The following is a 26,408-nucleotide window of genomic DNA, read 5'->3' as shown; positions in this document are numbered from 1 at the left end:
TCGTCATGGACGAGCGTAGTCCCGGGCTGAGTGGAGACCTCACACCAATGGACCGTCGCACTGCGGTCCGTCGGCTCTATCCGGGGGTTCTCGTGAACCGTATCACAAACTATTTGATGCAGTCTTTACCTGGCGGTGTGCGGACTGTCACACATGAGAGTGAAGCTGCGCGTCTGAGCGAGAACAGCGCCGACATGTCTGGTATTGGGATGCTTCGCACCCCCATCGCCACCCCACGAGTTGGCAATGCTCTAGTCAGATTCTTACCTTGTCCCCGCCCTGCGCCGGTCGGCCAGACGCGAACGGGGGCCGATGGCGGTCGCCCCGTTGACGCCGGCGACCCCGGACACCACGGGAGTGCGGTTCTCGGTCCCGGCCGGGGCGGGCTGGTCCGCCGTCGACGCCGGGGTGGAGGCCTCGGGTGAGAGGGCCGCGACCGCGCCGCGGCGCCGGTAGCGCGGCGGCACGAAGTGCTCCATCCAGCGCGGAGCGCGCGGCGTGAAGCGCGGCAGCAGAAGCAGGAGCAGCCCGATCGCGCTCAGGAACACCACACCCAGCACGATCCACATGGACGCCGAGTTGACCGAGTAGGCGAGCGCGCCGAAGGCGATCAGCGCCGACCAGAAGTACATGATCAGCACCGCGCGGCTGTGCGAGTGGCCGATCTCCAGCAGCCGGTGGTGCAGGTGGCCGCGGTCGGCGGCGAACGGGGACTGGCCGCGCCAGGTGCGGCGCACGATCGCCAGGATCAGGTCGGCGGCCGGCACCGCGATGATCGTCAGCGGCAGCAGCAGCGGGATGTAGACGGGGACCGTCTGGTGCACGGCCTCCTTCTCGGAGCCCACGTACAGGTTGAGCGCGTCCGGGTCGACCTGCCCCGTGATGGAGATCGCGCCGGCGGCCAGGACCAGGCCGATCAGCATCGAGCCCGAGTCGCCCATGAAGATCCGCGCCGGGTGCATGTTGTGCGGCAGGAAGCCCAGGCACATGCCCATCAGGATCGCCGAGAAGAGGGTGGCCGGGGCGGCGGCCTCGATGCCGTACGAGTACCAGATGCGGTAGGCGTACAGGAAGAACGCCGTTGCCGCGATGCAGACCATGCCCGCCGCGAGGCCGTCCAGGCCGTCGACGAAGTTGACCGCGTTGATGGTGATGACGACCAGCGCGACCGTGAGCAGGGTGCCCTGCCACTGGGTGAGCGCGACCGAGCCGACGCCCGGGATCGGCAGCCACAGGATCGTCAGACCCTGCACGACCATCACGCCCGCGGCGATCATCTGGCCACCCAGCTTGATCAGGGCGTCGATCTCGAACTTGTCGTCCAGCACCCCGATCAGCCAGATCAGGGCCGCTCCGGACAGCAGCGCCCGGGGTTCGTTCGACGTCTCGAAGACCTGGTTGAGGTTGGTCAGGTGATCGGCGACCAGCAGGCCCGCGCACAGGCCGAAGAACATCGCGATACCGCCGAGGCGCGGAGTGGGCTCCCGGTGCACGTCACGTGCCCGGATCTCCGGCATCGCTCCGGCCACGATCGCGAACTTCCGTACCGGCGCTGTCAGCAGATACGTCACCGCGGCCGTGATGCAGAGCGTCAGGAGGTATTCACGCACGGGCTTCCCCACAGGTCTCGCTGGCCATCTCAGCCCCACACCCTAGCGATGCGCGCATATGAGTGGGGACTTCCGGGTAGCGACGATGGTTGCACGAGTGGCGGTGCACCCTGATGCGCTTACCCCGACTCAAGCGGGATACGGCGGAAATCCACCGGCCAGCTCCCGCACATCTTCACGGGCTCTCGAGGTCTCCGTCACGCCCCGCAGCACCCCCGTGAGCAGCTCGGCGATGCGGACCATCTCCGCCTCACCCATACCCTGCGTGGTGATCGCGGCCGTGCCGAGCCTGAGTCCCCGGGCGTCGGCGTGCGGAAGCGCACAACAGTCCATGACCAGGCCCGCCGCGGCCAGCCGGCCCCGGGCGGTGCGCCCGTCGACGCCGAGCGGCGCCGGGTCGGCCGTGATCAGATGGGTGTCCGTGCCGCCCGTGGTGACGACCAGGCCCGCCGCGGCCAGCCGGGCCGCCAGAACCCGCGCATTCGCCACCACCTGATGGGCGTACGCGGCGAACGCCGGTGTTGCCGCCTCCCCGAACGCGACCGCCTTGGCGGCGATGGTGTGCATCTGCGCACCACCCTGTGTGAAAGGGAACACAGCCCGGTCGACCCGCTCGGCCAGCTCCGCGCGGCACAGGATCACACCGCCGCGCGGGCCGCGCAGCACCTTGTGGGTGGTCCCGCAGACGATGTCCGCGTACGGCACCGGATTCGGGGCCGCTCCCCCGGCGACGAGGCCGAGGGGGTGCGCGGCGTCCGCGATGAGGTACGCGCCCACCTCGTCGGCGACCTCGCGGAAGAAGGCGTAGTCGACATGGCGCGGGTAGGCGATCGAGCCGCACACGATCGCCTTGGGCCGGCGTGTGCGGGCCAGCGTGCGCACCTGCTCGTGGTCGATGAACCCGGACTCGGCCTCCACGCCGTATCCGACGAAGTCGAACCAGCGGCCGGAGAAGTTGGCGGGTGAGCCGTGGGTGAGATGCCCGCCGTAGGGCAGGCCGAGCGCGAGGACGGTGTCGCCGGGGCGGAGCAGCGCGGCGTAGGCGGCGAGCACCGCCGAAGAGCCCGAGTGTGCCTGGACGTTGGCGTGGTCGGCGCCGAACAGCGCCCTGGCCCGGTCGACCGCGACGCGTTCGGCGACGTCGACGATCTCGCAGCCGCCGTGGTGCCGCGCCCCCGGGTAGCCCTCGGCGTACTTGTTGGCCAGCGGGGAGCCGAGCGCGGCCAGCACGGCCGGGGACGTGAAGTTCTCGGCGGCGATCAGCTGGAGCGTCGTCGACTGCCGCTCCCGCTCCCCGAGCAGGATGTCGGCGAGCTCGGGGTCCTGGCGGCGCAGGACGTCGGCCTCGATGGCAGGGGTGACCGTCATGGTGGGCTCCGGGCGTCGACGGTGACACGTACGACCAATGTAGGCCCGGGGCCTGCGGAGCGCTCGGCTGTTACGTCTTTGCGGGGACGCCGGTGAGGGCCGTGACGACCGGATCGAGTGCCTGGTGTATCTCGTCCCCGATGGAACGGAAGAACGTCAGGGGCGCGCCGTAGGGGTCGTAGACCTCGTCCGCCTCGGCGGTCGGCGCGAGCAGCCACCCGCGTAGAGCGGCCGCGGCGCGGACCAGGGCACGCGCGCGGAAGACCACGCCCTCCTCCAGGGGCGGCAGGGTCGCCGGGTCGATGGCCTTGACCAGGCGGGTGAACTCCTTGAGCGTGAAGGTGCGCAAGCCCGCCGAGTGCCCCATGGAGATGACCTGCGCCCGGTGGTCCCGGGTGGCGGTCAGCACCAGGTCGGCGCGGATCACGTGCTCGTCGAGGAGCTCACGCCCGGTGAAGCCGGAGGCGTCCGCGCCGAAGTCGGCCAGGACGGTCTCCGCGTGGGACTCCATGGGCGCGCCCTCGTGGCCCCAGGTGCCGGCGCTCTCCACGATCAGCCCCCCACCCAGGATCCCGAGCCGCTCCCGCACGGCATGGCGGGTCAGCCGCTCGGTGATGGGCGAGCGGCACACGTTGCCGGTGCTGACGTGGAGGATGCGGAAGCTGTCGCGCGGAAGTCCCACGAAGGTCGTCGTGATCTCCGCCGCGCTTTCCCCGTTGCCTATGCCACGCCCCGATCCAGGGGCCGTCAATTCGCCACCTCGAGGTCGGGTACGACCTTTCGCAGCTCGTCCGCCGAGATGGCCCCCGCGCGCAGCAGCAGCGGCACCTCACGGGTCACGTCGACGATCGACGACGGCACGATGCCGGGGGTCGGGCCCCCGTCGAGGTAGACGGAGACGGAGTCGCCGAGCATCTCCTGCGCGGCGTCGCAGTCCTCCGGCGCCGGGTGGCCGGTCAGGTTGGCGGAGGAGACGGCCATGGGACCGACCTCGGTGAGCAGCTCGATGGCGACCGGGTGCAGCGGCATGCGCACGGCGACCGTGCCACGGGTGTCCCCGAGGTCCCACTGGAGGGACGGCTGGTGCCGGGCGACGAGCGTCAGCGCGCCCGGCCAGAAGGCGTCGACCAGCTCCCAGGCCAGCTCGGAGAAGTCCGTGACCAGGCCGTGCAGCGTGTTCGGGGAGCCGATGAGGACGGGGGTGGGCATGTTGCGGCCCCGGCCCTTCGCGTCCAGCAGGTCGGCGACCGCCTCCGAGGAGAACGCGTCCGCGCCGATGCCGTACACCGTGTCCGTCGGCAGCACCACGAGCTCGCCACGGCGGACGGCGGACGCTGCCTCGCGCAGACCGGTCACACGGTCGGTCGCGTCGTTGGTGTCGTATCGCCGTGCCATCTTTAGCTGGCCTCCTCGTACACGTGCTGCTGGGATGAAGTCCGCGAAGAGCGCGGGGTGCCCGGTGTGCTCACGGCAGCGCCTTGCGGGCCGTGGCGAAACGCGGGCGGTTGTTGAGGTCCGGGTGGTCGGCCGCGTCGGCCCAGCCCCGCTCCTCGGTGAAGATCCACGGCACCTGGCCGCCCTGGGTGTCCGCGTGCTCGACGACGACCACACCGCCCGGGCGCAGCAGCCGGTGCGCGGTGCGTTCCAGGCCGCGGATGAGGTCCAGGCCGTCCTCGCCGGAGAAGAGGGCCATGTCGGGGTCGTAGTCCCGCGCCTCGGGGGCGACGTACTCCCACTCGGTGAGCGGGATGTACGGCGGATTGGTGATGACCAGGTCGACCTGGCCGTCCAGGTCGGGGAAGGCGGTGAGGGCGTTGCCCTGCCGCAGGTCGACCCTGGACCCCTCGACGTTCTTGCGGGTCCACTTGAGGGCGTCCTCGGACAGCTCCACGGCGTGCACGCGCGAGCGCGGCACCTCCTGGGCGAGGGCCAGCGCGATGGCGCCGGAGCCGGTGCACAGGTCGACGATGCACGGCTCGACGACGTCCATGGCCCGTACGGCGTCTATGGCCCAGCCGACCACGGACTCCGTCTCGGGCCGCGGCACGAACACCCCGGGCCCGACCTGGAGTTCCAGGTAGCGGAAGTAGGCGCGCCCGGTGATGTGCTGGAGCGGTTCGCGGGCCTCGCGGCGGGCGATGACCTCCCAGTAGCGGGCGTCGAAGTCGGAGTCCTTGACGGAGTGCAGCTCGCCGCGCTTGACGCCGTGCACGAACGCGGCGAGCTCCTCCGCGTCGGTACGCGGCGAGGGCACGCCGGCGTCGGCGAGCCGCTGGGTGGCCTGGGCCACCTCCGCGAGCAGCAGGTTCACGCAAGTCCTCCGTATTACTCGTACGTGATCACTCGTACGTGCTTGTGCCTGCCCTACGCGGCCGCCAGCTTCGCCGCGGAGTCCGCGTCGACGCAGGCCTGGATCACCGCGTCGAGGTCGCCGTCCAGGACCTGGTCCAGGTTGTACGCCTTGAAGCCGACGCGGTGGTCCGAGAGGCGGTTCTCCGGGAAGTTGTACGTGCGGATCTTCTCGGAGCGGTCGACGGTGCGGACCTGGCTGCGGCGGGCGTCGGCGGCCTCCTTCTCCGCTTCCTCCTGCGCCGCTGCGAGCAGCCTGGAGCGCAGGATACGCAGCGCCTGCTCCTTGTTCTGCAGCTGGCTCTTCTCGTTCTGGCACGAGGCGACGACTCCGGTGGGAAGGTGCGTGATGCGCACGGCGGAGTCGGTGGTGTTGACGGACTGTCCGCCGGGCCCGGAGGACCGGTAGACGTCGATGCGGAGATCGTTCGGATTGATCTCGACGTCGACCTCCTCGGCCTCGGGCGTGACGAGCACACCGGCCGCGGAGGTGTGGATACGGCCCTGGGACTCCGTCGCGGGCACGCGCTGCACGCGGTGCACGCCGCCCTCGTACTTCATCCGCGCCCAGACGCCCTGGCCGGGCTCGGTGGCCCCCTGGCCGCCCTTGGTCTTCACGGCGACCTGGACGTCCTTGTAGCCGCCCAGCTCGGACTCGGTGGCGTCGATGATCTCGGTCTTCCAGCCGACGCGCTCCGCGTAGCGCAGGTACATGCGCAGCAGGTCGCCGGCGAACAGCGCCGACTCGTCACCGCCCGCGCCCGCCTTGATCTCGAGGATGACGTCCTTGTCGTCGCTGGGGTCGCGCGGGACGAGCAGGAGGCGCAGCTTCTCGGTGAGCTCCTCGCGCTGCTGCTCCAGCTCCTTGACCTCGGCGGCGAAGTCGGGGTCGTCGGCGGCCAGTTCGCGCGCGGTCCCGATGTCGTCGCCCGTCTGCGTCCAGGAGCGGTAGGTGGCGACGATGGGGGTGAGCTCGGCGTAACGCTTGTTCAGCTTGCGCGCGTTGGCCTGGTCGGCGTGGACCGACGGGTCGGCGAGCTTCTTCTCCAGGTCGGCGTGCTCGGCGACGAGTTCCTCGACGGCCTCGAACATCTTGGGCTCCTGTGTACGGACGGGGGTGAAGGGCGGGCGACCAAAAACGCCGGTCCCGGCGCGCCCGGTGGAGGGGGCGCGTCCGTGGACCGGCGGAATGGGGCTCGCTACTTCTTGGAGCCGGCGGCCTTGCCGAAGCGGGCCTCGAAGCGGGCCACACGGCCACCGGTGTCGAGGATCTTCTGCTTGCCCGTGTAGAACGGGTGGCACTCGGAGCAGACATCGGCGCGGATCGCGCCGGACTCGATGGTGCTCCGGGTGGTGAACGACGCGCCACAGGTGCAGCTGACCTGCGTCTCGACGTACTCGGGGTGGATGTCGCGCTTCAAGGTGTCTCCTAGGTTCGGGAGGGCGCCGGGTCGCTGACGCGGGGTGCGGGAGCGTGAACCGGAGCCGACGTACCAGTCTGCCAGGACTGGGGCCTACTCCCAAAACCGGGGGTTGTTGTGATCTATTCCCCGCGGGCCGGCCCCGCCCCTCACGGGGCGGTCACGACACCCTTGGCCTCGCCTGTCGCCGATCCCGACGTCGCCGACTTCGGGATCGGCTTGTCGTTCTCCAGTGCCTTCCAGATCTGGTCGGCCTTCTTCTCCTGGAGGAGGACGCGGTTGGGGTCGGCCGGGTCGTAGGCCACCGGCATCGTGATCATGTGCATGTTGGACGGGCTGATGCCCTTGAGTCCGTTCGCGAAGGACGCGAGCTTGTTGACCGAGCCGAGGTGGGAGTCGGCCGTCACCGTGTTGGTCGCGGTTTCCGCGAGGTCGAGCAGCTTCTTCGGGTTCGAGAAGACGCCGACGTCCTTGATCTGGTTGACCAGGGCCTTGATGAAGGCCTGCTGGAGCTGGATGCGGCCCAGGTCGGAGCCGTCGCCGACGCCGTGTCTGGTGCGGACCAGGCCGAGGGCCTGCTTGCCGTCGAGCGTGTGGGTGCCGGCCTTCAGCTTCAGGTGGCTGTCGGGGTCGTCGATGCTCTTGGTCGTGGTGATCTCGACGCCGCCGAGGTCGTCGATGAGCTTCTGGAAGCCCGCGAAGTCGACCTCGAGGTAGTGGTCCATGCGCAGGTCGGTGATCGACTCGACGGTCTTCACGGCGCAGGCGGCCCCGCCGGTGGAGTACGCGGAGTTGAACATCGCGTTCCGCGCGGCGGGGTGCTCGTTGCCCTTGGTGTCCGTGCACGAGGGGCGGTCGATGAGGGTGTCGCGCGGGATGGAGACCACGCTCGCCTTCTTGTGGCCCTTGTAGACGTGCACGATCATCGCCGTGTCGGAGCGGGCGCTGCCGTCGTCGGTGCCGCCGCCGAGCTTCTTGTTGCCGCCGGCGCGGGTGTCCGAGCCGAGGACCAGGATGTTCTCCGAGCCGTTGTCGGCCTTCTTGGGCCGGTCCGAGCCGAGGGCCTGGTCGATGTCGACGCTCTTGAGGTTGCCGTTGAGCTTGAAGTACAGGTACCCGGCGCCGGCGCCGCCCACCACGACGATGCCCGCGGCGGTCCAGGCCGTGATCATCAAGCCCTTGCGTCGCCGCTGGGGCTTGCGGCGCTTGCCCTTGCCGCGGTGACGTGCTCCGTCGGTGCCGGTATCGCCCGGTATACCCGGGCCCGGTGTGCTCTCGGCAGACATGTACTCCTCAGCTCTTCTACGGTCGGTTACCCCCTGCGGTCAGTGCCAGGCGTGGCCGGAGAAGACCCTTCCTCGCACTATCGTCGCCCCGCCTGGTCAGACGGGGAAACTCGGGAAAGGGTTGCACAACGGACTGTGCCCACCGCGTGCGGCGGTGGGCACAGTCCGTGTTCGTCACAGCGGGGTGAGCCTCGCTCACCTGCGGTTTCAGCCGAAGATGTCGTACTGCTTGAAATCGGTGCCGACGGACTTCCTTGTGGCAAAGATCTCGCTCGTCCCCTTGCCGGTACCCGCGTACAGGTAGAGCGTGCCCCCGGGGGTGCGGGCCAGGAAGTCGGCCTTCCCGTCGCCGGTGACGTCGCCGGGCGCGTCGAAGGCGTTGTAGCCGCCCCACGTGCGCACCTTGACGCGGGCCGAGAAGGCGCCCGAGCCGGCCTTGCCGGTGCCCTTGTAGAGGTAGAGGTAGCTGCCCGACGTGCTGCGGGCGATCAGGTCGGTCTTGCCGTCCCCGTTGAAGTCGCCCTTGCCGCGCACGGAGTTGTACTGGTTCCAGCCGGAGCCGACCTTCACACGGGACGCGAAGGTGCCGTTGCCCTTGCCCGGGTAGATCCACAGGACGCCCGCGGAGTCGACCGAGAGCAGGTCGGGCAGGTAGTCGCCGGTGACGTCACCGGGGGTGACGATCCGGGTGCGGGTCTTCCAGTTGTCGGCGATCTGCTTGGTGGTGCCCGTACGGCCGGAAGCCCAGAAGACGTCGCCGTCGCTGCTGCGCCGGTAGACGAGGTCCTGGTAACCGTCGCGGTCGAGGTCCGTCTGCAGGACGACGTTCACGCCGTTCCAGTTGCCCCAGGACTGGCGGGCGGCGAACGACGTGCCCTTGGAGTCCTTGGAGTACCCGGTCTTGGTGGAGGCGTTGCGCACCCACAGGTCGGCCTTGCTGTCGCCGCTGAGGTTGGCGTCGTCGACGCGCGGGTAGGCGGCGCCGACGTACGTGCCGACCTTGCTGAAGACGCTGTAGGCGCCCTTGGCGACGCAGTCGGTGACGCCCCAGGACACGACACCGACGATCCGGTTGTTCACGACCAGGGGACCGCCGGAGTCGCCGTTGCACGCGGAGACGGTGCCGGCGTCGCTGCCGGTCGCCGGCTTGCCCGCGCAGACCATGTGGCCCTTGACGAAGTCCCTGCCGTACGCGCCGGAGCAGGTCGTGTCGGACTGCATGGGCAGCGTGGCGGTCTTCAGCGTCTCGGAGATGTCGTCACTGGTGGAGCTCGTGCGGCCCCAGCCGTAGACCTTGGCGCTGGCCCCGGCCTTGTACGACGCGGTGTCACCGGACGTGGTCATGCGGATCGGCGTGGCCTTGACCGCTGTGTCGAGCGTCAGTAGCGCGATGTCGTTGTCGATGGTCGTCGCGTTGTACGACGGGTGGTTCCACTGCCGCCAGACCGCCGTGGCGGTACCGCCGTGCAGGTCGGTGCCGTTGTCCGAGGGCAGCTTGGAAGTGCCGGTGACGACGGCGCCGTTGGCGTTCCAGTTGTAGCCCTTGACGCAGTGCGCGGCGGTGAGGATCTTCGTCGGCGCGACGACGGCGCCGCCGCAGAAGAAGCCGATGTCGTCGCCGGTGCTGGAGGTGCCCCGGTCGTCGTAGTAGTGGAGCTGCGCCATCCACGGGGCCGTGCTGATGGTGGTCTCGTTGCCGCCGATGACCTTCGGGTCGATGCTGCCGGCGACGGTGCCCGCGGTGAGCGCGGCCTTGCTCGTCTTGCCGGCGACGTCGTCACCGGCCATGGCGCCCGCGACGCGCTTCTCCAGCTCGGCGGACGACGGCGAGTCGGCGGCGGGCCTGACCTTCGGCTGCGGCAGCGGGGTGGCCGCACCGGCGGAGGTCGTCAGCAGCGCGCCGGCTACGGCGGCGGCGACACCGGCCGCGGCGACGGGCAGTGCTATCCGTATCCGGCGTCTGTGCCGACCGCCCCCGGGCATGGGTGTACCCACGAATGTCCCCCCTCGGGATCACAAGTTCGAAGAGAGCGTGATCCTACCTGCACACGAACACCACAGAGGGCCGCCCCCTGTTCGGGGAACGGCCCTCTTGTGCGGTCCTTACTCGGTCGACCTGCCTCAGTCGCCGTTACCCGGCGTCGGGGTGGTCTTCTGGATCTGCATCAGGAACTCGGCGTTCGACTTCGTCTGCTTCATCTTGTCGAGAAGCAGCTCCACCGCCTGCTGCTGGTCGAGCGCGTGCAGCACCCGGCGCAGCTTCCAGACGATGGCGAGCTCGTCGTTGGCGAGCAGGATCTCTTCCTTGCGGGTGCCGGACGCGTCGACGTCCACCGCCGGGAAGATGCGCTTGTCGGCGAGCTTCCGGTCGAGCTTCAGCTCGGCGTTGCCGGTGCCCTTGAACTCCTCGAAGATCACCTCGTCCATGCGGGACCCGGTGTCCACCAGGGCGGTGGCGAGGATCGTCAGCGAGCCGCCGTCCTCGATGTTGCGGGCCGCACCGAAGAAGCGCTTCGGCGGGTACAGCGCCGTCGAGTCGACACCACCGGACAGGATGCGGCCGGAGGCCGGGGCGGCGAGGTTGTACGCGCGGCCCAGACGGGTGATCGAGTCGAGCAGGACGACCACGTCGTGACCCAGCTCCACCAGGCGCTTGGCGCGCTCGATGGCCAGCTCGGCGACGGTGGTGTGGTCCTCGGCCGGGCGGTCGAAGGTCGAGGAGATGACCTCGCCCTTCACCGACCGCTGCATGTCGGTGACCTCTTCCGGACGCTCGTCGACGAGGACGACCATCAGGTGGCACTCGGGGTTGTTGTGGGTGATCGCGTTGGCGATCGCCTGCATGATCATGGTCTTGCCGGTCTTCGGCGGGGCCACGATCAGACCACGCTGGCCCTTACCGATCGGCGCGACGAGGTCGATGATGCGGGTGGTGAGGACGCCCGGGTCCGTCTCCAGACGCAGCCGGTCCTGCGGGTACAGCGGCGTCAGCTTGTTGAACTCCGGCCGCCCGCGGCCCGATTCGGGCGCCATGCCGTTGACGGAGTCGAGCCGCACCAGCGCGTTGAACTTCTCGCGCCGCTCGCCGTCCTTGGGCTGGCGCACGGCACCGGTGACGTGGTCGCCCTTGCGCAGGCCGTTCTTGCGGACCTGGGCGAGGGAGACGTACACGTCGTTCGGTCCGGGCAGGTAGCCCGACGTGCGGATGAACGCGTAGTTGTCGAGGATGTCCAGGATGCCCGCGACGGGGATCAGGACGTCGTCCTCGGTGATCTGCGGCTCCTGGACGTCGTCACGGCCGCGACGGCCCCGGCGGTCGCGGTAGCGCCCGCGACGGCCACGCCGGCCGCCCTCGAAGTCGTCGTCGTCCTGCTGCTGCTGGCCACGGTCCTGACGGCCGCCGCCGCCCTGGCTCTGCTGCTGGCCGCGCTGGCCGCCGCCCTGCTGGTCGTCGCCCTTGCCGCCGCGGCGGTCCCGGTCGCGGTCCCGGCCACGATCCCGGTCCCGGTCCCGGTCCCGGCCACGGTCACGGCGGCGGCCCTCGCCGCCGTCACCGGCGTCGGACTTGGCGTCGTTGCCCTGGGACTGCTGCTGCGACTGCGCGGACGCCTCGGCCTTGGTGTCGTTCTTCGCCTCGGCGACGATGGTCTCCGCGGCAGCGGAAGCCGGGGCTCCGGCTTCGGCGGTGGCCCGGCGACGGCGGCGCTCGGGCGCCTCGTCTCCCCCGTCGCGGGAGGGGCCGCCGGCCGGCTGGCCGGGGATCTCGATCTGCTGCTGGGCCACGGCCTTGTCGGCCTTGTCCGCGGGGGCCTGGGAGGCCTCCTTCGCGTCCGCCTTCTTGTCCGTCTTCTCGGCGTTGTCGCCCGTACGGGTCCGCGAGGTGGCGCGGCGCTTGGGCTTGGTCTCGGCGGGCGCGTCGGCCTTCGCGGCCGGAGCGGCGCCGCCGGACCCCTGCGCCTCCTTGATGACCTCGATCAGCTGGCTCTTGCGCATCCGCGCGGTGCCCCTGATGCCGAGGCCGGATGCGACCTGCTGCAGTTCGGCCAGCACCATGCCCTCGAGGCCGGTACCGCGGCGCCGCCGGGAGCCGGCACCGGTGGCAGGCGCGGAGGCGTCCGTGGCGGGCGCGGCAGCGGTCTCCTCGACACGTGCGCCCATCAGATCGGTGGTGTCGCTCACGAAGGGTCCTTCCCTGGAGCGGACGTCGGCCTGTCTGGCTCGGCGACCGGTTGTGCTGTCCGACTTCGGTCCGTGTGGTGTGAACCGTGCCGGGGCGGTGGTCCGCCTAAGCGGCGGAGGAATCTGGTGATGGCGCTTCCTTGAGGCGTGGCACCCAGTGTCAGTGTCACGCGGCGTGGTCGCACCGGTTCCGGAGCATGCCCTGCGCCCCGCTCAGTGCCCTTGTACGGCGTACGGTCCGACGTACAGAACACAGTGCGGTTTGGGGGGCTCCCGGAAGAATGTCTGTCCCGGACGGGGACACAAGGCACCTCGCCATGGTGGGGTCGGGTGCAGACTTGAGGTTAACACTACCGGATCCAACAAACATTCCCCCTCTCGAAATCCGGCAACCGCGCCGTTCAGATATCACCGGAGGCGGCGAGCGGCAGCACGCTCGCGCCCTGCTGATCGAGGCGCAGCCGGTTCGCGGCCCAGTCCGCGCCCGCCAGGGCCTCGACCTTGTCCGCGGTCTCCGCGTCGGCCAGGGCCATGACCGTGGGTCCGGCCCCGGAGATCACCGCGGGGATGCCGTCGCCCCGCAGCCGCTCCACCAGTGCCACGCTCTCGGGCATGGCCGGTGCGCGGTACTCCTGGTGCAGACGGTCCTCGGTGGCGGGCAGCAGCAGTTCGGGGCGGCGCGTCATGGCTTCGACGAGCAGGGCGGCCCGGCCCGCGTTGGTGGCCGCGTCGACGTGCGGGACGGTGCGCGGGAGCAGGCCGCGCGCCGTCTCGGTCAGGACCGGCTTCCCGGGGACGAAAACCACCGGAACGATGGAATCGGCGGGGTCCATCCTGATCGCGCGGGCGGCGCCGGCCTCCATCCAGGACAGCGTGAAGCCGCCGAGCAGGCACGCCGCGACGTTGTCGGGGTGGCCCTCGATCTCGGTGGCGAGCTCCAGCAGCGCCGTGTCGTCGAGCTTGGCGTCGGCCCCTATGGTGACGGCGCGGGCGGCGACGATCCCGGCGCAGATGGCGGCCGAGGAGGAGCCGAGGCCCCGGCCGTGCGGAATGCGGTTGGCGCAGACGATCTCCAGACCGCGAGGCTGTCCGCCCAGCAGGTCGAAGGCGGTGCGCAGGGAACGCACGAGAAGGTGCTGCTCGTCGCGCGGGAGCGTCTCGCTTCCCTCACCCGCGATGTCGATGTGCAGCCCGGAGTCGGCCACCCGGACGACCACGTCGTCGTACAAGCCCAGCGCGAGGCCGAGGGCGTCGAAGCCCGGGCCGAGGTTGGCGCTGGTGGCGGGGACGCGCACCCGGACGGCGGCGGCGCGGAACGCTGGACCGGCCATCGCTCGATGACTCTCCTTGAGCTGCGGTGATTGTCGAATGACGTTCAGTGGACATTCGATGGCGTACGAGAACCCGGGGGGCCGCCGCCGACCGCGATGGCCGGCCGCTGCCCCGGCCGCATGACGGCGCGGCACCGCGCTCCATGCGGAGGCATATGCGGCGGGCGGGTTCAGTACAGCCTATCGAAGGAAGGTTCTGTGGCGACATAGGGCGCACAGGAGGCGCACGATGCGTGTCGTAAGCCCCCTGTGCACCCCCCGTGGGGAACGCCTCAGGGCAAGCGCCGTCTTGCGCCGGACCGTGTCCGGCGTTGCACCGGCGCTCGGTGCGTCGCCGCAGGTCAGGCCAGGCCGAGGCGCTCCGCGGCGGCCGCCGCGTCGACGGGCACGGTGACCGGCTGCGGGGCACCGGCGACGGCCCAGTCGGGGTCCTTCAGCCCGTTGCCGGTGACCGTGCACACGATCCGCTGCCCCGGGTCGACCTTGCCCTGCTCGGCGGCCTTCAGCAGACCGGCGACGGACGCGGCGGACGCCGGCTCGACGAAGACTCCCTCCTGCGACGCCAACAGCCGGTAGGCGCGCAGAATCTCACGGTCCGTCACCTCATCGATGGAGCCGCCCGACTCGTCCCGCGCGGCGAGCGCGAACTGCCAGGAGGCCGGGTTGCCGATGCGGATGGCCGTGGCGATGGTCGAGGGGTCCTTGACGACCTCGCCGCGCACGATCGGGGCGCTGCCGGAGGCCTGGAAGCCCCACATCCGCGGCCTGCGGGTCGCCACGCCGTCGGCGGCGTACTCCGTGTAGCCCTTCCAATAGGCCGTGATGTTGCCCGCGTTGCCGACCGGCAGGACGTGGATGTCGGGCGCGTCGCCGAGCATGTCCACGATCTCGAAGGCCGCCGTCTTCTGACCCTCGATACGTACCGGGTTGACCGAATTGACCAGCGAGACGGGGTAGTTGTCGCTCAGGCCGCGGGCGAGCGTGAGGCAGTCGTCGAAGTTGCCGTCGACCTGGAGGATCTTCGCGCCGTGCACGAGGGCCTGGCCCATCTTGCCGAGCGCGATCTTGCCCTGCGGCACGAGCACGGCACACACCATCCCGGCCCGCACGGCGTACGCGGCGGCGGAGGCCGACGTGTTGCCGGTGGAGGCGCAGATGACGGCCTTCGCGCCCTCCTCCTTGGCCCGGGTGATGGCCATGGTCATGCCGCGGTCCTTGAAGGACCCGGTCGGGTTCGCGCCCTCGACCTTGAGGTGGACCTCGCAGCCCGTGCGCTCGGAGAGCACCTGCGCGGGCACGAGGGGCGTACCGCCCTCGCGGAGCGTCACGACCGACGTGCTGTCGGAGACGGGCAGCCGGTCCCGGTACTCCTCGATGATTCCGCGCCACTGGTGGGTCATTGCTGGTTACTCTCCTTCAACCCGCATGATGCTTGCGACACCACGCACGGTGTCGAGCTTGCGCAACGCCTCGACGGTCCCGGTGAGGGCCGCGTCGGACGCACGGTGCGTGACGACGACGAGGGAGGCCTCGCCGTCCTTCCCCGACTGGCGAACCGTATCGATCGAGACTCCGTGCTCGGCGAAGACGGTCGCGACCTGGGCGAGAACACCCGGTTTGTCAGCCACGTCGAGGCTGATGTGGTACCGCGTGACGACGTCGCCCATCGGGGACACCGGCAGCGCGGCGTAGGCGGAAGCGCCTGGTCCGGTCGCGCCGCCGATCCGGTTGCGGCAGACGGCGACGAGGTCGCCGAGCACGGCGGAGGCGGTGGGGGAACCGCCCGCTCCGGGGCCGTAGAACATGAGCTGCCCGGCGGCGTCGGACTCGACGAACACGGCGTTGTAGGCGCCGCGGACGGAGGCCAGCGGGTGGCTCAGCGGGATCATGGCCGGGTGCACGCGGGCGGTGACGGACGCCCCGTCCTCGGCCCGCTCGCAGATGGCGAGCAGTTTGATGGTGCAGCCCATCTCCTTCGCGGAGGCGAAGTCGGCCGCGGTCACCTCGGCCATGCCCTCGCGGTAGACGTCGTCGAGGCGCACGCGCGTGTGGAAGGCGATGCCGGCGAGGATCGCGGCCTTGGCGGCGGCGTCGAAGCCCTCGACGTCGGCGGTCGGGTCGGCCTCCGCGTAGCCCAGCGCGGTGGCCTCGTCGAGGGCCTCCTGGTAGCCGGCGCCGGTGGAGTCCATCTTGTCGAGGATGAAGTTCGTCGTGCCGTTGACGATGCCCATCACCCGGTTGATCTTGTCGCCGGCGAGGGACTCGCGCAGCGGCCGCAGCAGCGGGATGGCACCGGCGACGGCGGCCTCGTAATAGAGGTCCTTGCCGTGCTGCTCGGCGACGGCGTGCAGGGCGGCGCCGTCCTGGGCGAGCAGCGCCTTGTTGGCGGAGACGACGGAGGCGCCGTGCTCGAAAGCGGTGGTGATGAGGCCGCGCGCGGGCTCGATGCCGCCGATGACCTCGACCACGACGTCGATGTCGCCGCGTTTGACGAGGGCGGTGGCGTCGGTGGTGACGAGCTCGGGGGCGATGCCCTCGCGCACCCGGTCGGGGCGGCGTACGGCCACCCCCGCGAGCTCCACCGGGGCCCCGATCCGGGCCGTGAGGTCGTCGGCGTGCGTCGTCATGATGCGCGCCACCTCTGAGCCGACCACTCCACAGCCCAGCAGCGCCACCTTCAGCGGACGCGTACGCATCATCCGACCTCGTTTCCTCTTTACCGTCTACGGTGGAACCAGTCTCACTCACCGGACGGGAGTTTCTGCCCCCGGTCCGGATCGTGAGACGTCTATTTCATTTCCGCGAGGGCGGCGGACAGGAGATCTTCCGCCACCCGCGTGCTTCGGCTTTCGGCCTTCTGCCGTTCAGCCGACGTCGAGACGCAGCAGGTCCTCCTCCGTCTCGCGGCGGACGATCACCCGCGCCTCACCGCCGTCGACGGCGACGACCGGCGGTCGCAGCACGTGGTTGTAGTTGCTGGCCATGGACCGGCAGTAGGCACCCGTCGCGGGGACGGCGATGAGGTCACCCGGTGCCAGGTCGGCCGGCAGGAACGCGTCCTTGACCACGATGTCCCCGCTCTCGCAGTGCTTGCCGACGACACGGGCCAGCATCGGCTCGGCGTCGGAGGTGCGCGAGACCAGAGCGACGCTGTACTCCGCGTCGTACAGCGCGGTGCGGATGTTATCCGACATGCCGCCGTCGACCGAGACGTACGTCCGCAGCCCGTCGAGGGGCTTGATGGTGCCGACCTCGTAGAGCGTGAAGGCGGTCGGCCCGACGATGGCCCGCCCCGGCTCGACGGAGATGCGCGGCGTGCGCAGCTTGGCCGCGTCGCACTCCCTCGTGACGATCTCGGTGAGCGCCTTGGCGATCTCGTGCGGCTCGCGGGGGTCGTCGTCGCTGGTGTACGCGATGCCGAGCCCGCCGCCGAGGTCGATCTCGGGCAGCTCGACGCCGTGCTCGTCGCGGACGGCCTTCAGCAGCGAGACGACCCGGTGCGCGGCCACCTCGAACCCGGACATGTCGAAGATCTGCGACCCGATGTGGCTGTGGATGCCGACGAGCTCCAGCCCGTCGAGCTGCAGGGCCCGGCGTACGGCCTCGGCGGCCTGCCCGCCGGCCAGCGGGATGCCGAACTTCTGGTCCTCGTGGGCCGTGGCGATGAACTCGTGGGTGTGGGCCTCGACGCCGACGGTGATGCGGATGAGGACCTTCTGCCGCTTGCCGAGGCTCTGCGCGATGTGGGCGACGCGGACGATCTCCTGGAACGAGTCGAGGACGATGTGCCCGACCCCGGCCTCGACGGCCCGGGTGATCTCGCCGACCGACTTGTTGTTGCCGTGGAAGGCGATGCGGTCGGCGGGCATGCCGGCGGAGAGGGCGGTGGCCAGCTCGCCGCCCGAGCAGACGTCGACGTTCAGCCCCTCCTCGTCGAGCCAGCGCACCACGGCGCGGGAGAGGAACGCCTTGCCGGCGTAGAACACGTCGGCTTCGGCCCCGAAGGCGGTACGCCAGGCTCGCGCGCGGGCCCGGAAGTCCGCCTCGTCCAGGACGTAGGCGGGGGTGCCGTACTCCTCGGCGAGCCGGGTGACGGGGATGCCGCCGACGGTCACGACTCCGTCCTCGTCACGCGTCACGGTCTGGGCCCACACCTTGGGGTCCAGCGCGTTGAGGTCGGCGGGCGGGGCGGAGTAGTGGCCCTCGGGGAGGACATCGGCGTGACGGGGCCCGGCGGGGTGTGCGGAACGGCTCATGATCTGTTCGTGTCTCTCAGAGGTGGTCGGGAGCGTCGATGCCGAGCAGGGACAGGCCGCCGGCCAGCACCGTCCCGACGGCTTCGGCGAGCGCGAGCCGGGCACGGTGGGCGGCCGAGGGTTTCTCCTCACCGAGGGGCAGCACGGCGGGGAGCAGGGGCATCGCGGCATCGGCGACGGCGAGGAGGTGCCGGGCCAGGCGGTCGGGGGTGTGATGCGTGGCGGTGGCGGCGAGGACGCGGGGGTGGTCGCCGATGAGGGCGGTCAGCGCGTCGGCTTCGCTCACGGGACCGGGCTCGGGGTGGAAGCCGAGGTCGGCGGCGTTGCGCAGGAGGGCCCGGGTGCGGGCGTGGGCGTACCGGACGCGGAAGAGGGGGTTGCCCTCCCGCTGGACGAGGTGGTCGCCGGGGATCCGGGGCCGGTCGTGGGCGGCGGGGTGCAGCAGCGCCCAGCGGGCGGCGTCGCGGCCGAGGGGCAGGGGGTCGGCGGGGGCGGGGACGGGGGCGACACGGACGTAGGTGTCGGCGACACGGACGTAGGTGTCGGCGGTGCGAACGTGCGTGTCGGCGGTGCGAACGTGCGTGTCGGCGGTGCGAACGTGCCTGTCGGCGGTGCGAACGTGCCTGTCGGCGGTGCGAACGTGCGTGTCGGCGGTGCGGGGGCCCGGGGTGGTGACGTCGGCCCCGAGGACGGACTGCCACTCCGGGGCGGGCCGGCCCTCGCACTCGACGCGGACGTAGGCCCCCTGGCTGCGCAGCACCCGGCTCACGGCGTCCGCGACCACGACGGCACGCACCTCTGCCGGACACGAGATCCCGACGGCGGTCCCGCTGAAGCCGGTCGTCGCGTGCCCGTAGCGCAACCCGCGCCGCAGGACCTCCTCGACGAGGTCGGCGGAGGCGGTGCCGCGCAGGCTGAAGTTGAGGAAGCCGGGCCCGGTGACGACGACGTCGGTGAACCGCTGCTCGTCGAGGAGCCGGGCGCGCAGGATCTCGGCGACACGCTGCGGCGGCTGCCCGGCGGGGCGGGCCAACTGGAGGGCGACGTTCGTGGCGTAGTCGCCACACCCGCCCGGCCCCGGCGGAGCGACCACGGCCCGCTCCGGAACGGTCACGCTGAGCTCACCCTCGTCGACAGCGCGGCGCACGGCGTGCAGCACGGTGCGGGAGAGCTCGACGGGGGTCACGGGACAAGCGTATGGGAGGGAGGGGGTGGGTATGCGAGCCGGTTTCCGTACGGTCCCGGGATGTGGACGGGGGGCGGGGGTGGACGGGGGGCGGGGGTGGACGGGGGCGGGGTGGACAGGGGCGGGGTGGACGGGGGGGTGGCTTGTCCGGGGATCCGGTCCGGTCGCGGTCGCGGCGCCTGTTGAGGGCGGGCTGGTCCGGGAAGGCGACAGGGCGCCTGCCGAGGGCGGGCTGCGGCGAGGGCCGGTGCTCGGGCCACTCCCCCTATGACTGCGGATACGGTTACGGCGCGGCGTGGGCTACGGATACGGCTGCCACTACGGCACGGCGGGGGACTACGGTTGCGGCTACGGCACGGCGGGGGACTACGGCTGCGGCTACGGCACGGCGGGTTGATCCACTTCCTTCACCGGGGCGGCATCACCACCGGCGTCGGGGCTGCCACCGCGCTCCCGGCCCCCGCCCCGGGCCCGCTCGACCAACTGGCGCACTATCCGCACCAGTTCGGCCGGCTCGAAGGGCTTGGAGAGAAAGGCGTCGACGCCCACTTCGAGCCCGGCCTCGATCTCGGGATGACCGCAGGCGCTGACGATGGCGAGGGGCATGTCGCGGGTACGGGGATCGGCCCGCAGCCGGGCGGCGGTCCTGAGCCCGTCCAGCCGCGGCATGACGACGTCGAGGGTCACAACATCGGGCCGCACCTGATGAACGACATCAAGACACTCGGCACCATCGGCCGCGGTCACGACCTCCAGCCCCTCCAGCTCGAGGTTGACCCTGATCAACTGCCGGATGACCTTGTTGTCGTCCACAACAAGCACCCGGCCCGACACGCCTGGCACAACTCGAGAGTAGGTCGACCCCGGCCATCGCGTCCGGGTTTTCCCCACTTCCACCCCGCACGAGCGACTCACACCCCCGCCCCCGACAGCGGAAACCCGTTCATGACCACACCGAGGGAGCTGGTAGTGTTCTACCCGTCGCCGCGAGCAACGCGACGAACACGCCCCCGTAGCTCAGGGGATAGAGCAACGGCCTCCGGAGCCGTGTGCGCAGGTTCGAATCCTGCCGGGGGCACCTTGGATTAGGTGCCCAAAGACCCCGTCATCAGCGGAAACGCTGAGTGCGGGGTCTTCGCGTATGTGCAGGCGTATGCGGCCCGGAGCGGCCGTATGTCGGGGGCTGTGGACGAGGCGTGGACGGGATCTTGAGACATCGCCGCAGGTGAGGTCCAAGAGAAGGCGACGCTCGCGCTAAGGCCAGACCCAGGTACATGTCGTCGCGCCACCGGGGCTACCAACGGCGCCTATGAGTGCTGCCAGCGCCCAGGGGTTCTCTTATGGATCTAGACGAACGACGAGGCCGGAGTCAGAGACGGGCTGACCTGCGTCGTACCGTCCCATCCAATCGTTGGTCCGGTCGTCCCGTCGACTGACGCGTATTGGGTGTACCTGAGCCGCGAATACCGTTCACAGAGTCATGGCGAGCAGGCCGAGGAAGAGGGGCTTGTCGATGGGCACCGCTACTATCCGGGATGCCTCACGGGATGACGAGTGGAGTCAGGGATGGGCGACGTGAACGAATCAGCGGTCAAGCGGAAGTTGGGTATCCCGAACTGGCGGAACCTGTCCAAGGACAAGGTGCTCAAGTTCGCGGCAGCGATGCCCGAGATGGCCACCGAGGCGCGGCTCAAGCTCATCGAGCAGTTCCCTGCATTCAAGGACCTGGGCAAGGCCAACATCGATGCAGTCGCAGAGGCCCACAGGTCCACTCTCGCAGCCAACGAGAACAGTCAGAACCACTTCTACAAGGCTGCACAGGACCAGCGGGACGCTCTGCAGGCCGACCTCGCTCGGGACGACCTCACCGAGGCACAGCGGGAGTCCCTCCACGACCGCTTCGAACGAAACGTGGGGCGGGTATTCGAGAAGGACAGCGAGAGCAAGCAGTTCCAGGGGGCGGGGATGAAGCTGGTAGCAGCCACCGGTGTAGCCGCCCTCGCGCTGAGCGTGGCGTTCGTCGGCGGCAGAGTCGCTGGAGTGAGCGAGGACGGTTCCGAGGAATCCCAGTAGAACTGTTATCGGCCCGTTACGAAACGAAGCATTGGCGCGGGTAGGGCCGGAACGAGGGAGGCCCCAGGCGGCATGCCTGGGGCCTCGGTGTCGGTACAGGTTGTCTCACTCGTACTCGCGGAGCAGGTCCTCGATACGCCGGTTCGCAACGTCCTGCCGTCCGTCGAGGCACTTCGCGTAGCGGGTCAGCAGGACCTCGACACTGTTGCCGGCGCGCTCGGCCACCTCTGTCGGGTCGACGCCGGCGTTGAGCCATGTCGACAGCGCCGAGTGCCGGAGGTCGTACGGCCGACTCGCGAGCGGCGAGGCCGCGACGGCCGGCGGAAGCGCGAGGAGCCGGGCCTCCTGCCACACGCGGTAGTAGGTCAAGGCCCGCGCACGGCGCGGGCGCGCGCCGCCTCTGCGGCGCGGCCTGCCTCCTGTCTGCGCCCCGGCTGGCCGCGCCCGGCGGCGCGCTCGGCGGCGCGCTCGGCGGCTGCGGTCATGAAGGTGGGACACCCTCTGTGGCTGGGGCGGTCGGCTCCACGGCTTTAGGCAGCCACTTTGGGGCGAGCCTCTAAGATCATGGCCCCAACGTCGTGCTTTAACGGGCAGGTCCACAGACTGCCCGACGAGCCGGAAGCTTACGGGGCCATGATCACTCGCCCCAAAGCAGCTCCGTAAGTTGTTCGGTGGCCCGGGAGGGCCGGATGTGGCTTCAAAGCAGCTTGCCGACCGTGGCTCGGCTGGAGTGGCCGTCCGGTCCTCCGGGGCGCCCTGGTCGCTGATTGAAATGCGCGGAATGGGTCGCTGCTTACGGAGCTGACGACGGGGTGTCCTTCGGGCCGACGGAACGAACTCGGCTGCGGGAGGGACGCGTGAACAAACAGCGGGCCCGGATATGGGTTGGTATCGACGCGGGCAAGGGCCATCACTGGGCCGCAGTGGTCGACGAGACCGGCGCGACCCTGTGGTCGAAGAAGATCGAAAACGACGAGTCGGCGATCCTGACCGCGCTCGGCGAGATCTTGGACCTGGCCGACGAGGTGCACTGGGCGGTAGACATCTCCAGCAGGTCCTCAGCCCTGCTGCTGGCGCTGCTGGCAGCCCATGGCCAAAGGGCTGTCTACGTGCCCGGCCGCACCGTCAACCGCATGACCGGCGCCTACCGGGGTGAGGCCAAAACCGATGCCCGCGACGCCTATGTCATCGCCGAAACCGCCCGGCACCGCCGGGACTTCACCCTGCTCGACGTGCCCGCGCAGCTGGCCGCCGACCTCGCACTCCTCACCGCGCACCGCACCGACCTGATCACTGACCGGGTGCGGACGGTCAACCGGCTCCGCGATGTGCTCACCGGCATGTTCCCCGCCCTGGAGCGAGCCTTCGACTACTCGGCCCGCAAAGGCGCACGGGTGCTGCTGACCGGATACCAGACCCCGGCCGCCCTCCGCCGACGCGGCTTGTCCCGCCTGACCGCCTGGCTGACCAATCGAGGAGTCCGCGACCCGGAGAGCGTGGCCACCGCGGCCTTGGAAGCGGCCCAGGCCCAGCAGACCGCACTGCCCGGCGAGGACACCGCCGCACAGATCGTCGCCGACCTGGCCACACAGATCCTGGACCTGGACGACCGACTGCGACGACTCGACCGGCAGATCCGCGGCACCTTCCGCACTCACCCACAGGCCGAGATCATCGAGTCCCTGCCCGGCATGGGGCCCATCCTCGGAGCCGAATTCGTCGTCGCCGCAGGAGACCTGACCTCCTACACCGACGCTGGCCACCTCGCGTCAGCCGCCGGACTCGTCCCCGTCCCACGCGATTCCGGCCGCCGCACCGGCAACCTGCACCGCCCCAAGCGCTACAGCCGCCGCCTGCGCAGAGTCTTCTACCTCTCCGCGCAGACCAGCATCGTCCGAGACGGCCCGAACCGGGACTACTACCTCAAGAAACACGGCGAAGGCTGCAAACACGTCCAGGCCGTCATCGCCCTCGCACGACGCCGCACCAGCGTGATGTGGGCTCTCCTGCGCGACAACCGATCCTTCACCCCCGCCCCGCCCACGCAGACCGCTTGAATCAACTCGACGTCACACACATGGCAGCGTGGTTGAGGCCGGTGGGGGTGCAGCGAGACACACGCGCGCCTGACCGGTCGACGTGCCCGCCATCCTGGCTGGCTTTCGTCGGCTGAGGCACAAACGATGTCCGAGGCCAGGGGCCACCCGCACTACTGGCGAGCGCCCACGGCCTCGACTCGGTCATTTGAAACTCCACCGACCTCGTGGCTTTGTCCTGGGCTTCGCGCTGCCCGGCTCGTAGCTACTCAGCGCGCCCCTGGTTGCGGCTAGACCTGCGGTGCAGGACAAGCGAGGCGCCGGCACCAGCCACGACGGCGAAGACGGCGCCGCCGTAGTTGTCCTGAACGAGGACGCCAGCGGCAATCACGGTGCCGATGACGAGAGGTAAGCCAGTGGTCATGCTGTTCTTCTTCACGAGAGCCTCTCCTCAGAAGTGTCTGCGGTGGAAAGCACTACGGAGATGGACAGGTCGTCCATACCAATGCACGCGGCATGATCTCAGGTTCGCCGATGCCGGACCAGGCCGATCACGTTCGACGACGCGCTGCTGGTGTGCTGATCAGCCAGACAGAGCGGAACTCCTCGTAGGCGAACTGAGGGACCGGGGGCCCTGCCAGGGGTTCGGCGACCCTGGCCCCTGACGTGCCTGGTCAGATGGCTTGCGGCGGGGAACAACGGGGAGCGTCGGCGAACCATGCGACTCAGGGCCAGGTCAGAGGATGAATCTGCCGCCTGGCCCTGATCGTGTTCACGGGCTCCGATCAGTCCCCGTGGCTTGACTCAGTCATTGAAACTCCAGCCCAAAGCCGCTCCGCCGACCTTTAAGATACCCAGATGCCAAGATCTGCATCGAAAACAGCGCCAAGCGTCTTCTTCAAATTCGCATGAGCGATAGCCATGCCAACAACAGACGGGACACTGTTCCTGAGCACGGTACTCGTCCAAATGTCCAGGTACTCAGACATGCCCGGAACCTGAGCAACCAACTCCTTCTCGATTTCATCATCTGGGACCGGATTTTCTTGCAGCAGCTGCTTCAATTCAGCCTTGGCGTCTACCATTCCTTGCTCGGCAAGCACTACATCGAGATGCCTCTCACTCACAGCATTCACCTGCAGGAGAGAGTTATCGCGAATGCACGGAATCAAGAGGGGCGTGTCGACATACTTCTCCACGTTCGGCGACGACCCGACACCGAATCCTCTACAAAATAGTCCAGGGTAGCTAGCGCGAAGCACGGATGGGAACTGCCGCTCCGAGAGAGGTTCAATACGCGTGACCCCGCTATCTGCCAGGTATTGAACGTCTGCGTTCGACGCCCTCAAACCCGTCAGAATCGGCGAGAGGTGGCGTTCCAGGGTTCCGTACAATACTCTCGGGCTCGGAGGGAAACCGACATCAACCGAAACACTCAGAAATAGTGCAGTGATCAGCTTGACATGTCGATACGAAAGTTTACCGGCCGAGGTGATGGCTTCCGTTAGAACCAGTTGTTGAAGATCTCGATCGGTACTCTCGGTTCGCTTGACGAGCATTTCGACAAGCACTTCTCCCAAATCCGGATCTCCGGACTTGGCGAACGCTGACTGCGCATCGAGCATCGAAGACTGAACACCAGGATCTTTAGCATTCTCTAGTGCAGCAGGACTTCGCTCCTGGATCTCCCGAAGGTAATTTACCATCAACTCTTCGACTCTATCTCTCGCTTCCTCGTAAGCTGCTTGAGAGAGCCTCGACAGATTGTTTTCAACGTAATTCGAGACAACCGCCAGGACGTCATCGTAGCCGAGACCAAAATTGGCTATCGCGGCCTGGATATTCTGCGAGTTATCGCCCGAGCGCTGCTTCTGCCACCATGCCACCGGATCAACTCCAGTATCAGAATTTGTTATTGTCGCCAATGTTCATATTTCCACCAGATTGGTAGTTCTTCGAGTTGTCACCACTTCGCTGGGACTGATGCAGTCGGGGAAGTTGCGACTGGCCGGGCGGCCGAATTGCGTTCCGCGCATTAATCATGCTCCAAACGGATGCCACTAGGCCCGCAAGGCCGATGATCATACCGAGAATTCCTGACACTTGGTCAGCCTTCTCTAGCCCGATCTGCGCCATGTAGATGCCAAGCCCCAGACAGGCCACCCCGAACAGTGTTGCCCCCACCCACACAGCGATGCGTTGCGCTTGAGTCATGTGGCGATTGTCAGGGCCGGAGGCGCGCTGTGCTAGCCATTTGCATGATGGATCAGAACGTGCTATTAGCAAATTTATGCCGCGCTGCTTGGCACCCGCCGCCGCAAGACCCACGTACACGTCGGAGAGTTGCAGCGCCCGCAACAGTGATCCCGCAGGTCACGGCCACCGATGATTAGCCGTGGCTGTACAGAAGCGGCATGGACCGCAGTCGACCGACAGCACGCACAAGACCACGGCTGACCGGCCGAGTGGGACCTGAGCGACCTACCCGCCGTGATTCGCACCGAGGGGCAGCGTGAGTGTCTAACTGCGTGACGACGCCGACGAACAACGGCGGACGAGCGCGAACGTCTGCGGACCCTCAGCGCAGGTGAGAGCCACACCAGCGCAAGGGAGCACCCCCGCCCAAGTTGCTTCGGGACGAAGAGGTCATAGACCCCACTGCTCAGTAAGGCCGAGGAATCTCGTGCTGCTGCAGTGCGTCCTCGTAGCGCTTCAGTAGAACATCCAGGCCCCCGAGGAGCAGGCCGGCTGAGTCCCGCGCCTCGGCCAGGTCGCCCCGCCCACACGCTTCCATCACCTGGGCCAGGTCACTACGAAGTATGTGAAGGGAGTCGCCCTGCATCAGCACACCCGGGAACCTCCGACCGGGCAGGCGAACCACAGCGTCGTTGCCACCATCAGTGAACAGCTCTGCCTCAACGCGCTCCGTCACACCATCCAACCTGACATCACCAGCTGACATCAACGACGGCGTACACAGGCACCCTTGAGTGACCGAACGCGCAGGGCGAACGAGGGCGTCGAGGCTCCAGGGTGGCCGATGGAGCGAACTCCTAAAGCGGTGCTCTGGCATTAAAGGGAGCCGCCGGCCATCTGTGCGTTGAGCACCCTCCGTGCCGTCTCATCGTCACGCCCGCCGCAGGCAACGCGCCACTCGGGCTCTGCTCGTTCGAGAAGCCTGGCCGCCTCGGACTAGTGCCGGCGCCTCTCCCAGCCGCAGACCCGCCCGGACCTACTTTCAGCCAACTCGGCGCTGTTGAGCGTACAGAAATCCATTCCTGGGTATTGATGCCGATCTGCGGAAGACCGGTCG

At 69.0% G+C, this 26,408-nt stretch carries 22 protein-coding genes, 1 tRNA gene and 1 pseudogene; 3 read left to right on the top strand and 21 right to left on the bottom strand.

Annotated features, from left to right (window positions below; translation table 11 throughout):
- Positions 1 to 263: 263 nt before the first annotated feature.
- The 16 genes from QOL88_RS27070 to QOL88_RS26995 form a co-directional block, all read right to left on the bottom strand.
- Entirely contained in the window at positions 264 to 1,610 is a 1,347-nt protein-coding gene (locus QOL88_RS27070) for an MraY family glycosyltransferase (RefSeq protein WP_097220588.1), read from the bottom strand.
- 129 nt (positions 1,611 to 1,739) lie between these two features.
- Positions 1,740 to 2,978 (bottom strand): serine hydroxymethyltransferase, encoded by a 1,239-nt coding sequence (glyA, locus tag QOL88_RS27065; RefSeq protein ID WP_097220584.1) that lies wholly within the window; start codon positions 2,976 to 2,978, stop codon positions 1,740 to 1,742.
- 70 nt (positions 2,979 to 3,048) lie between these two features.
- The gene (locus QOL88_RS27060; RefSeq protein WP_097220581.1) at positions 3,049 to 3,729 is read right to left on the bottom strand and encodes an arsenate reductase/protein-tyrosine-phosphatase family protein; all 681 of its coding nucleotides are present in this window, start codon (positions 3,727 to 3,729) and stop codon (positions 3,049 to 3,051) included.
- On the bottom strand, positions 3,726 to 4,373 hold the full coding sequence (locus tag QOL88_RS27055; protein ID WP_030854964.1) for an L-threonylcarbamoyladenylate synthase: 648 nt from the start codon (positions 4,371 to 4,373) through the stop codon (positions 3,726 to 3,728). The genes QOL88_RS27060 and QOL88_RS27055 overlap by 4 nt, the downstream gene beginning before the upstream one ends.
- Positions 4,374 to 4,443: 70 nt before the next feature.
- The gene (prmC, locus tag QOL88_RS27050) at positions 4,444 to 5,289 is read right to left on the bottom strand and encodes a peptide chain release factor N(5)-glutamine methyltransferase (RefSeq protein ID WP_097220578.1); all 846 of its coding nucleotides are present in this window, start codon (positions 5,287 to 5,289) and stop codon (positions 4,444 to 4,446) included.
- Positions 5,290 to 5,342: 53 nt separating this feature from the next.
- Positions 5,343 to 6,419 carry a peptide chain release factor 1 gene (prfA, locus tag QOL88_RS27045; protein ID WP_097220576.1) on the bottom strand — a complete coding sequence of 359 codons (1,077 nt, stop codon included), beginning with the start codon at positions 6,417 to 6,419 and terminating at the stop codon, positions 5,343 to 5,345.
- A gap of 107 nt (positions 6,420 to 6,526) precedes the next feature.
- Positions 6,527 to 6,748 (bottom strand): 50S ribosomal protein L31, encoded by a 222-nt coding sequence (rpmE, locus tag QOL88_RS27040; protein WP_031140670.1) that lies wholly within the window; start codon positions 6,746 to 6,748, stop codon positions 6,527 to 6,529.
- A 149-nt stretch (positions 6,749 to 6,897) separates the two neighbouring features.
- A complete protein-coding gene (locus QOL88_RS27035) occupies positions 6,898 to 8,034 on the bottom strand; it encodes an LCP family protein (RefSeq protein ID WP_097220573.1) in 1,137 nt (378 codons plus the stop codon).
- A 207-nt stretch (positions 8,035 to 8,241) separates the two neighbouring features.
- A complete protein-coding gene (locus tag QOL88_RS27030) occupies positions 8,242 to 10,017 on the bottom strand; it encodes a trypsin-like serine protease (protein ID WP_097220571.1) in 1,776 nt (591 codons plus the stop codon).
- 138 nt (positions 10,018 to 10,155) lie between these two features.
- Complete coding sequence (gene rho, locus QOL88_RS27025; RefSeq protein ID WP_097220568.1) at positions 10,156 to 12,213, bottom strand: transcription termination factor Rho; 2,058 nt, start codon at positions 12,211 to 12,213, stop codon at positions 10,156 to 10,158.
- A 401-nt stretch (positions 12,214 to 12,614) separates the two neighbouring features.
- Entirely contained in the window at positions 12,615 to 13,544 is a 930-nt protein-coding gene (thrB, locus tag QOL88_RS27020) for a homoserine kinase (RefSeq protein WP_097220566.1), read from the bottom strand.
- 341 nt (positions 13,545 to 13,885) lie between these two features.
- Positions 13,886 to 14,944 (bottom strand): threonine synthase, encoded by a 1,059-nt coding sequence (thrC, locus tag QOL88_RS27015; RefSeq protein WP_097220563.1) that lies wholly within the window; start codon positions 14,942 to 14,944, stop codon positions 13,886 to 13,888.
- Between the two features lie 6 nt (positions 14,945 to 14,950).
- Positions 14,951 to 16,243 carry a homoserine dehydrogenase gene (locus QOL88_RS27010; protein ID WP_097220561.1) on the bottom strand — a complete coding sequence of 431 codons (1,293 nt, stop codon included), beginning with the start codon at positions 16,241 to 16,243 and terminating at the stop codon, positions 14,951 to 14,953.
- A 165-nt stretch (positions 16,244 to 16,408) separates the two neighbouring features.
- Complete coding sequence (gene lysA / locus QOL88_RS27005) at positions 16,409 to 17,800, bottom strand: diaminopimelate decarboxylase (RefSeq protein ID WP_097220559.1); 1,392 nt, start codon at positions 17,798 to 17,800, stop codon at positions 16,409 to 16,411.
- Between the two features lie 16 nt (positions 17,801 to 17,816).
- Positions 17,817 to 18,986, bottom strand: coding sequence for an ArgS-related anticodon-binding protein NrtL (nrtL, locus tag QOL88_RS27000; protein WP_097220556.1), 1,170 nt, complete (start codon positions 18,984 to 18,986; stop codon positions 17,817 to 17,819).
- Between the two features lie 378 nt (positions 18,987 to 19,364).
- The gene (locus QOL88_RS26995; RefSeq protein ID WP_097223204.1) at positions 19,365 to 19,877 is read right to left on the bottom strand and encodes a response regulator; all 513 of its coding nucleotides are present in this window, start codon (positions 19,875 to 19,877) and stop codon (positions 19,365 to 19,367) included.
- Positions 19,878 to 19,992: 115 nt separating this feature from the next.
- Between QOL88_RS26995 and QOL88_RS26990 the strand changes: the two genes are divergently transcribed.
- Together QOL88_RS26990 and QOL88_RS26985 are read left to right on the top strand one after the other, a co-directional pair.
- Positions 19,993 to 20,064: transfer RNA gene (locus tag QOL88_RS26990), tRNA-Arg, on the top strand.
- A 488-nt stretch (positions 20,065 to 20,552) separates the two neighbouring features.
- Entirely contained in the window at positions 20,553 to 21,059 is a 507-nt protein-coding gene (locus tag QOL88_RS26985) for a hypothetical protein (protein WP_097220554.1), read from the top strand.
- Between the two features lie 105 nt (positions 21,060 to 21,164).
- Here the strand turns inward: QOL88_RS26985 and QOL88_RS26980 are convergent.
- A pseudogene (locus QOL88_RS26980) lies at positions 21,165 to 21,425 on the bottom strand (tyrosine-type recombinase/integrase); the annotation flags it as partial.
- A gap of 491 nt (positions 21,426 to 21,916) precedes the next feature.
- Between QOL88_RS26980 and QOL88_RS26975 the strand changes: the two are divergent.
- On the top strand, positions 21,917 to 23,116 hold the full coding sequence (locus QOL88_RS26975; protein WP_097220551.1) for an IS110 family RNA-guided transposase: 1,200 nt from the start codon (positions 21,917 to 21,919) through the stop codon (positions 23,114 to 23,116).
- A gap of 244 nt (positions 23,117 to 23,360) precedes the next feature.
- Here QOL88_RS26975 and QOL88_RS26970 read toward each other — a convergent pair whose 3' ends face one another.
- The 4 genes from QOL88_RS26970 to QOL88_RS38940 form a co-directional block, all read right to left on the bottom strand.
- Complete coding sequence (locus QOL88_RS26970) at positions 23,361 to 23,534, bottom strand: hypothetical protein (protein WP_179878972.1); 174 nt, start codon at positions 23,532 to 23,534, stop codon at positions 23,361 to 23,363.
- Between the two features lie 406 nt (positions 23,535 to 23,940).
- Positions 23,941 to 24,981, bottom strand: coding sequence for an LPO_1073/Vpar_1526 family protein (locus QOL88_RS26965; protein WP_143668896.1), 1,041 nt, complete (start codon positions 24,979 to 24,981; stop codon positions 23,941 to 23,943).
- A 16-nt stretch (positions 24,982 to 24,997) separates the two neighbouring features.
- Positions 24,998 to 25,309 (bottom strand): hypothetical protein, encoded by a 312-nt coding sequence (locus tag QOL88_RS26960; protein ID WP_143668895.1) that lies wholly within the window; start codon positions 25,307 to 25,309, stop codon positions 24,998 to 25,000.
- A 448-nt stretch (positions 25,310 to 25,757) separates the two neighbouring features.
- Positions 25,758 to 26,057 (bottom strand): DUF6959 family protein, encoded by a 300-nt coding sequence (locus QOL88_RS38940; RefSeq protein WP_097220546.1) that lies wholly within the window; start codon positions 26,055 to 26,057, stop codon positions 25,758 to 25,760.
- Between the last annotated feature and the right edge of the window lie 351 nt (positions 26,058 to 26,408).

Source organism: Streptomyces sp. Ag82_O1-12 (assembly GCF_900182715.1).
Taxonomy (GTDB): Bacteria; Actinomycetota; Actinomycetes; order Streptomycetales; family Streptomycetaceae; genus Streptomyces; species Streptomyces massasporeus.
The sequence above is the reverse complement of the archived record's forward strand: the minus strand, read 5'-3'. Positions and strand labels throughout refer to the sequence as shown.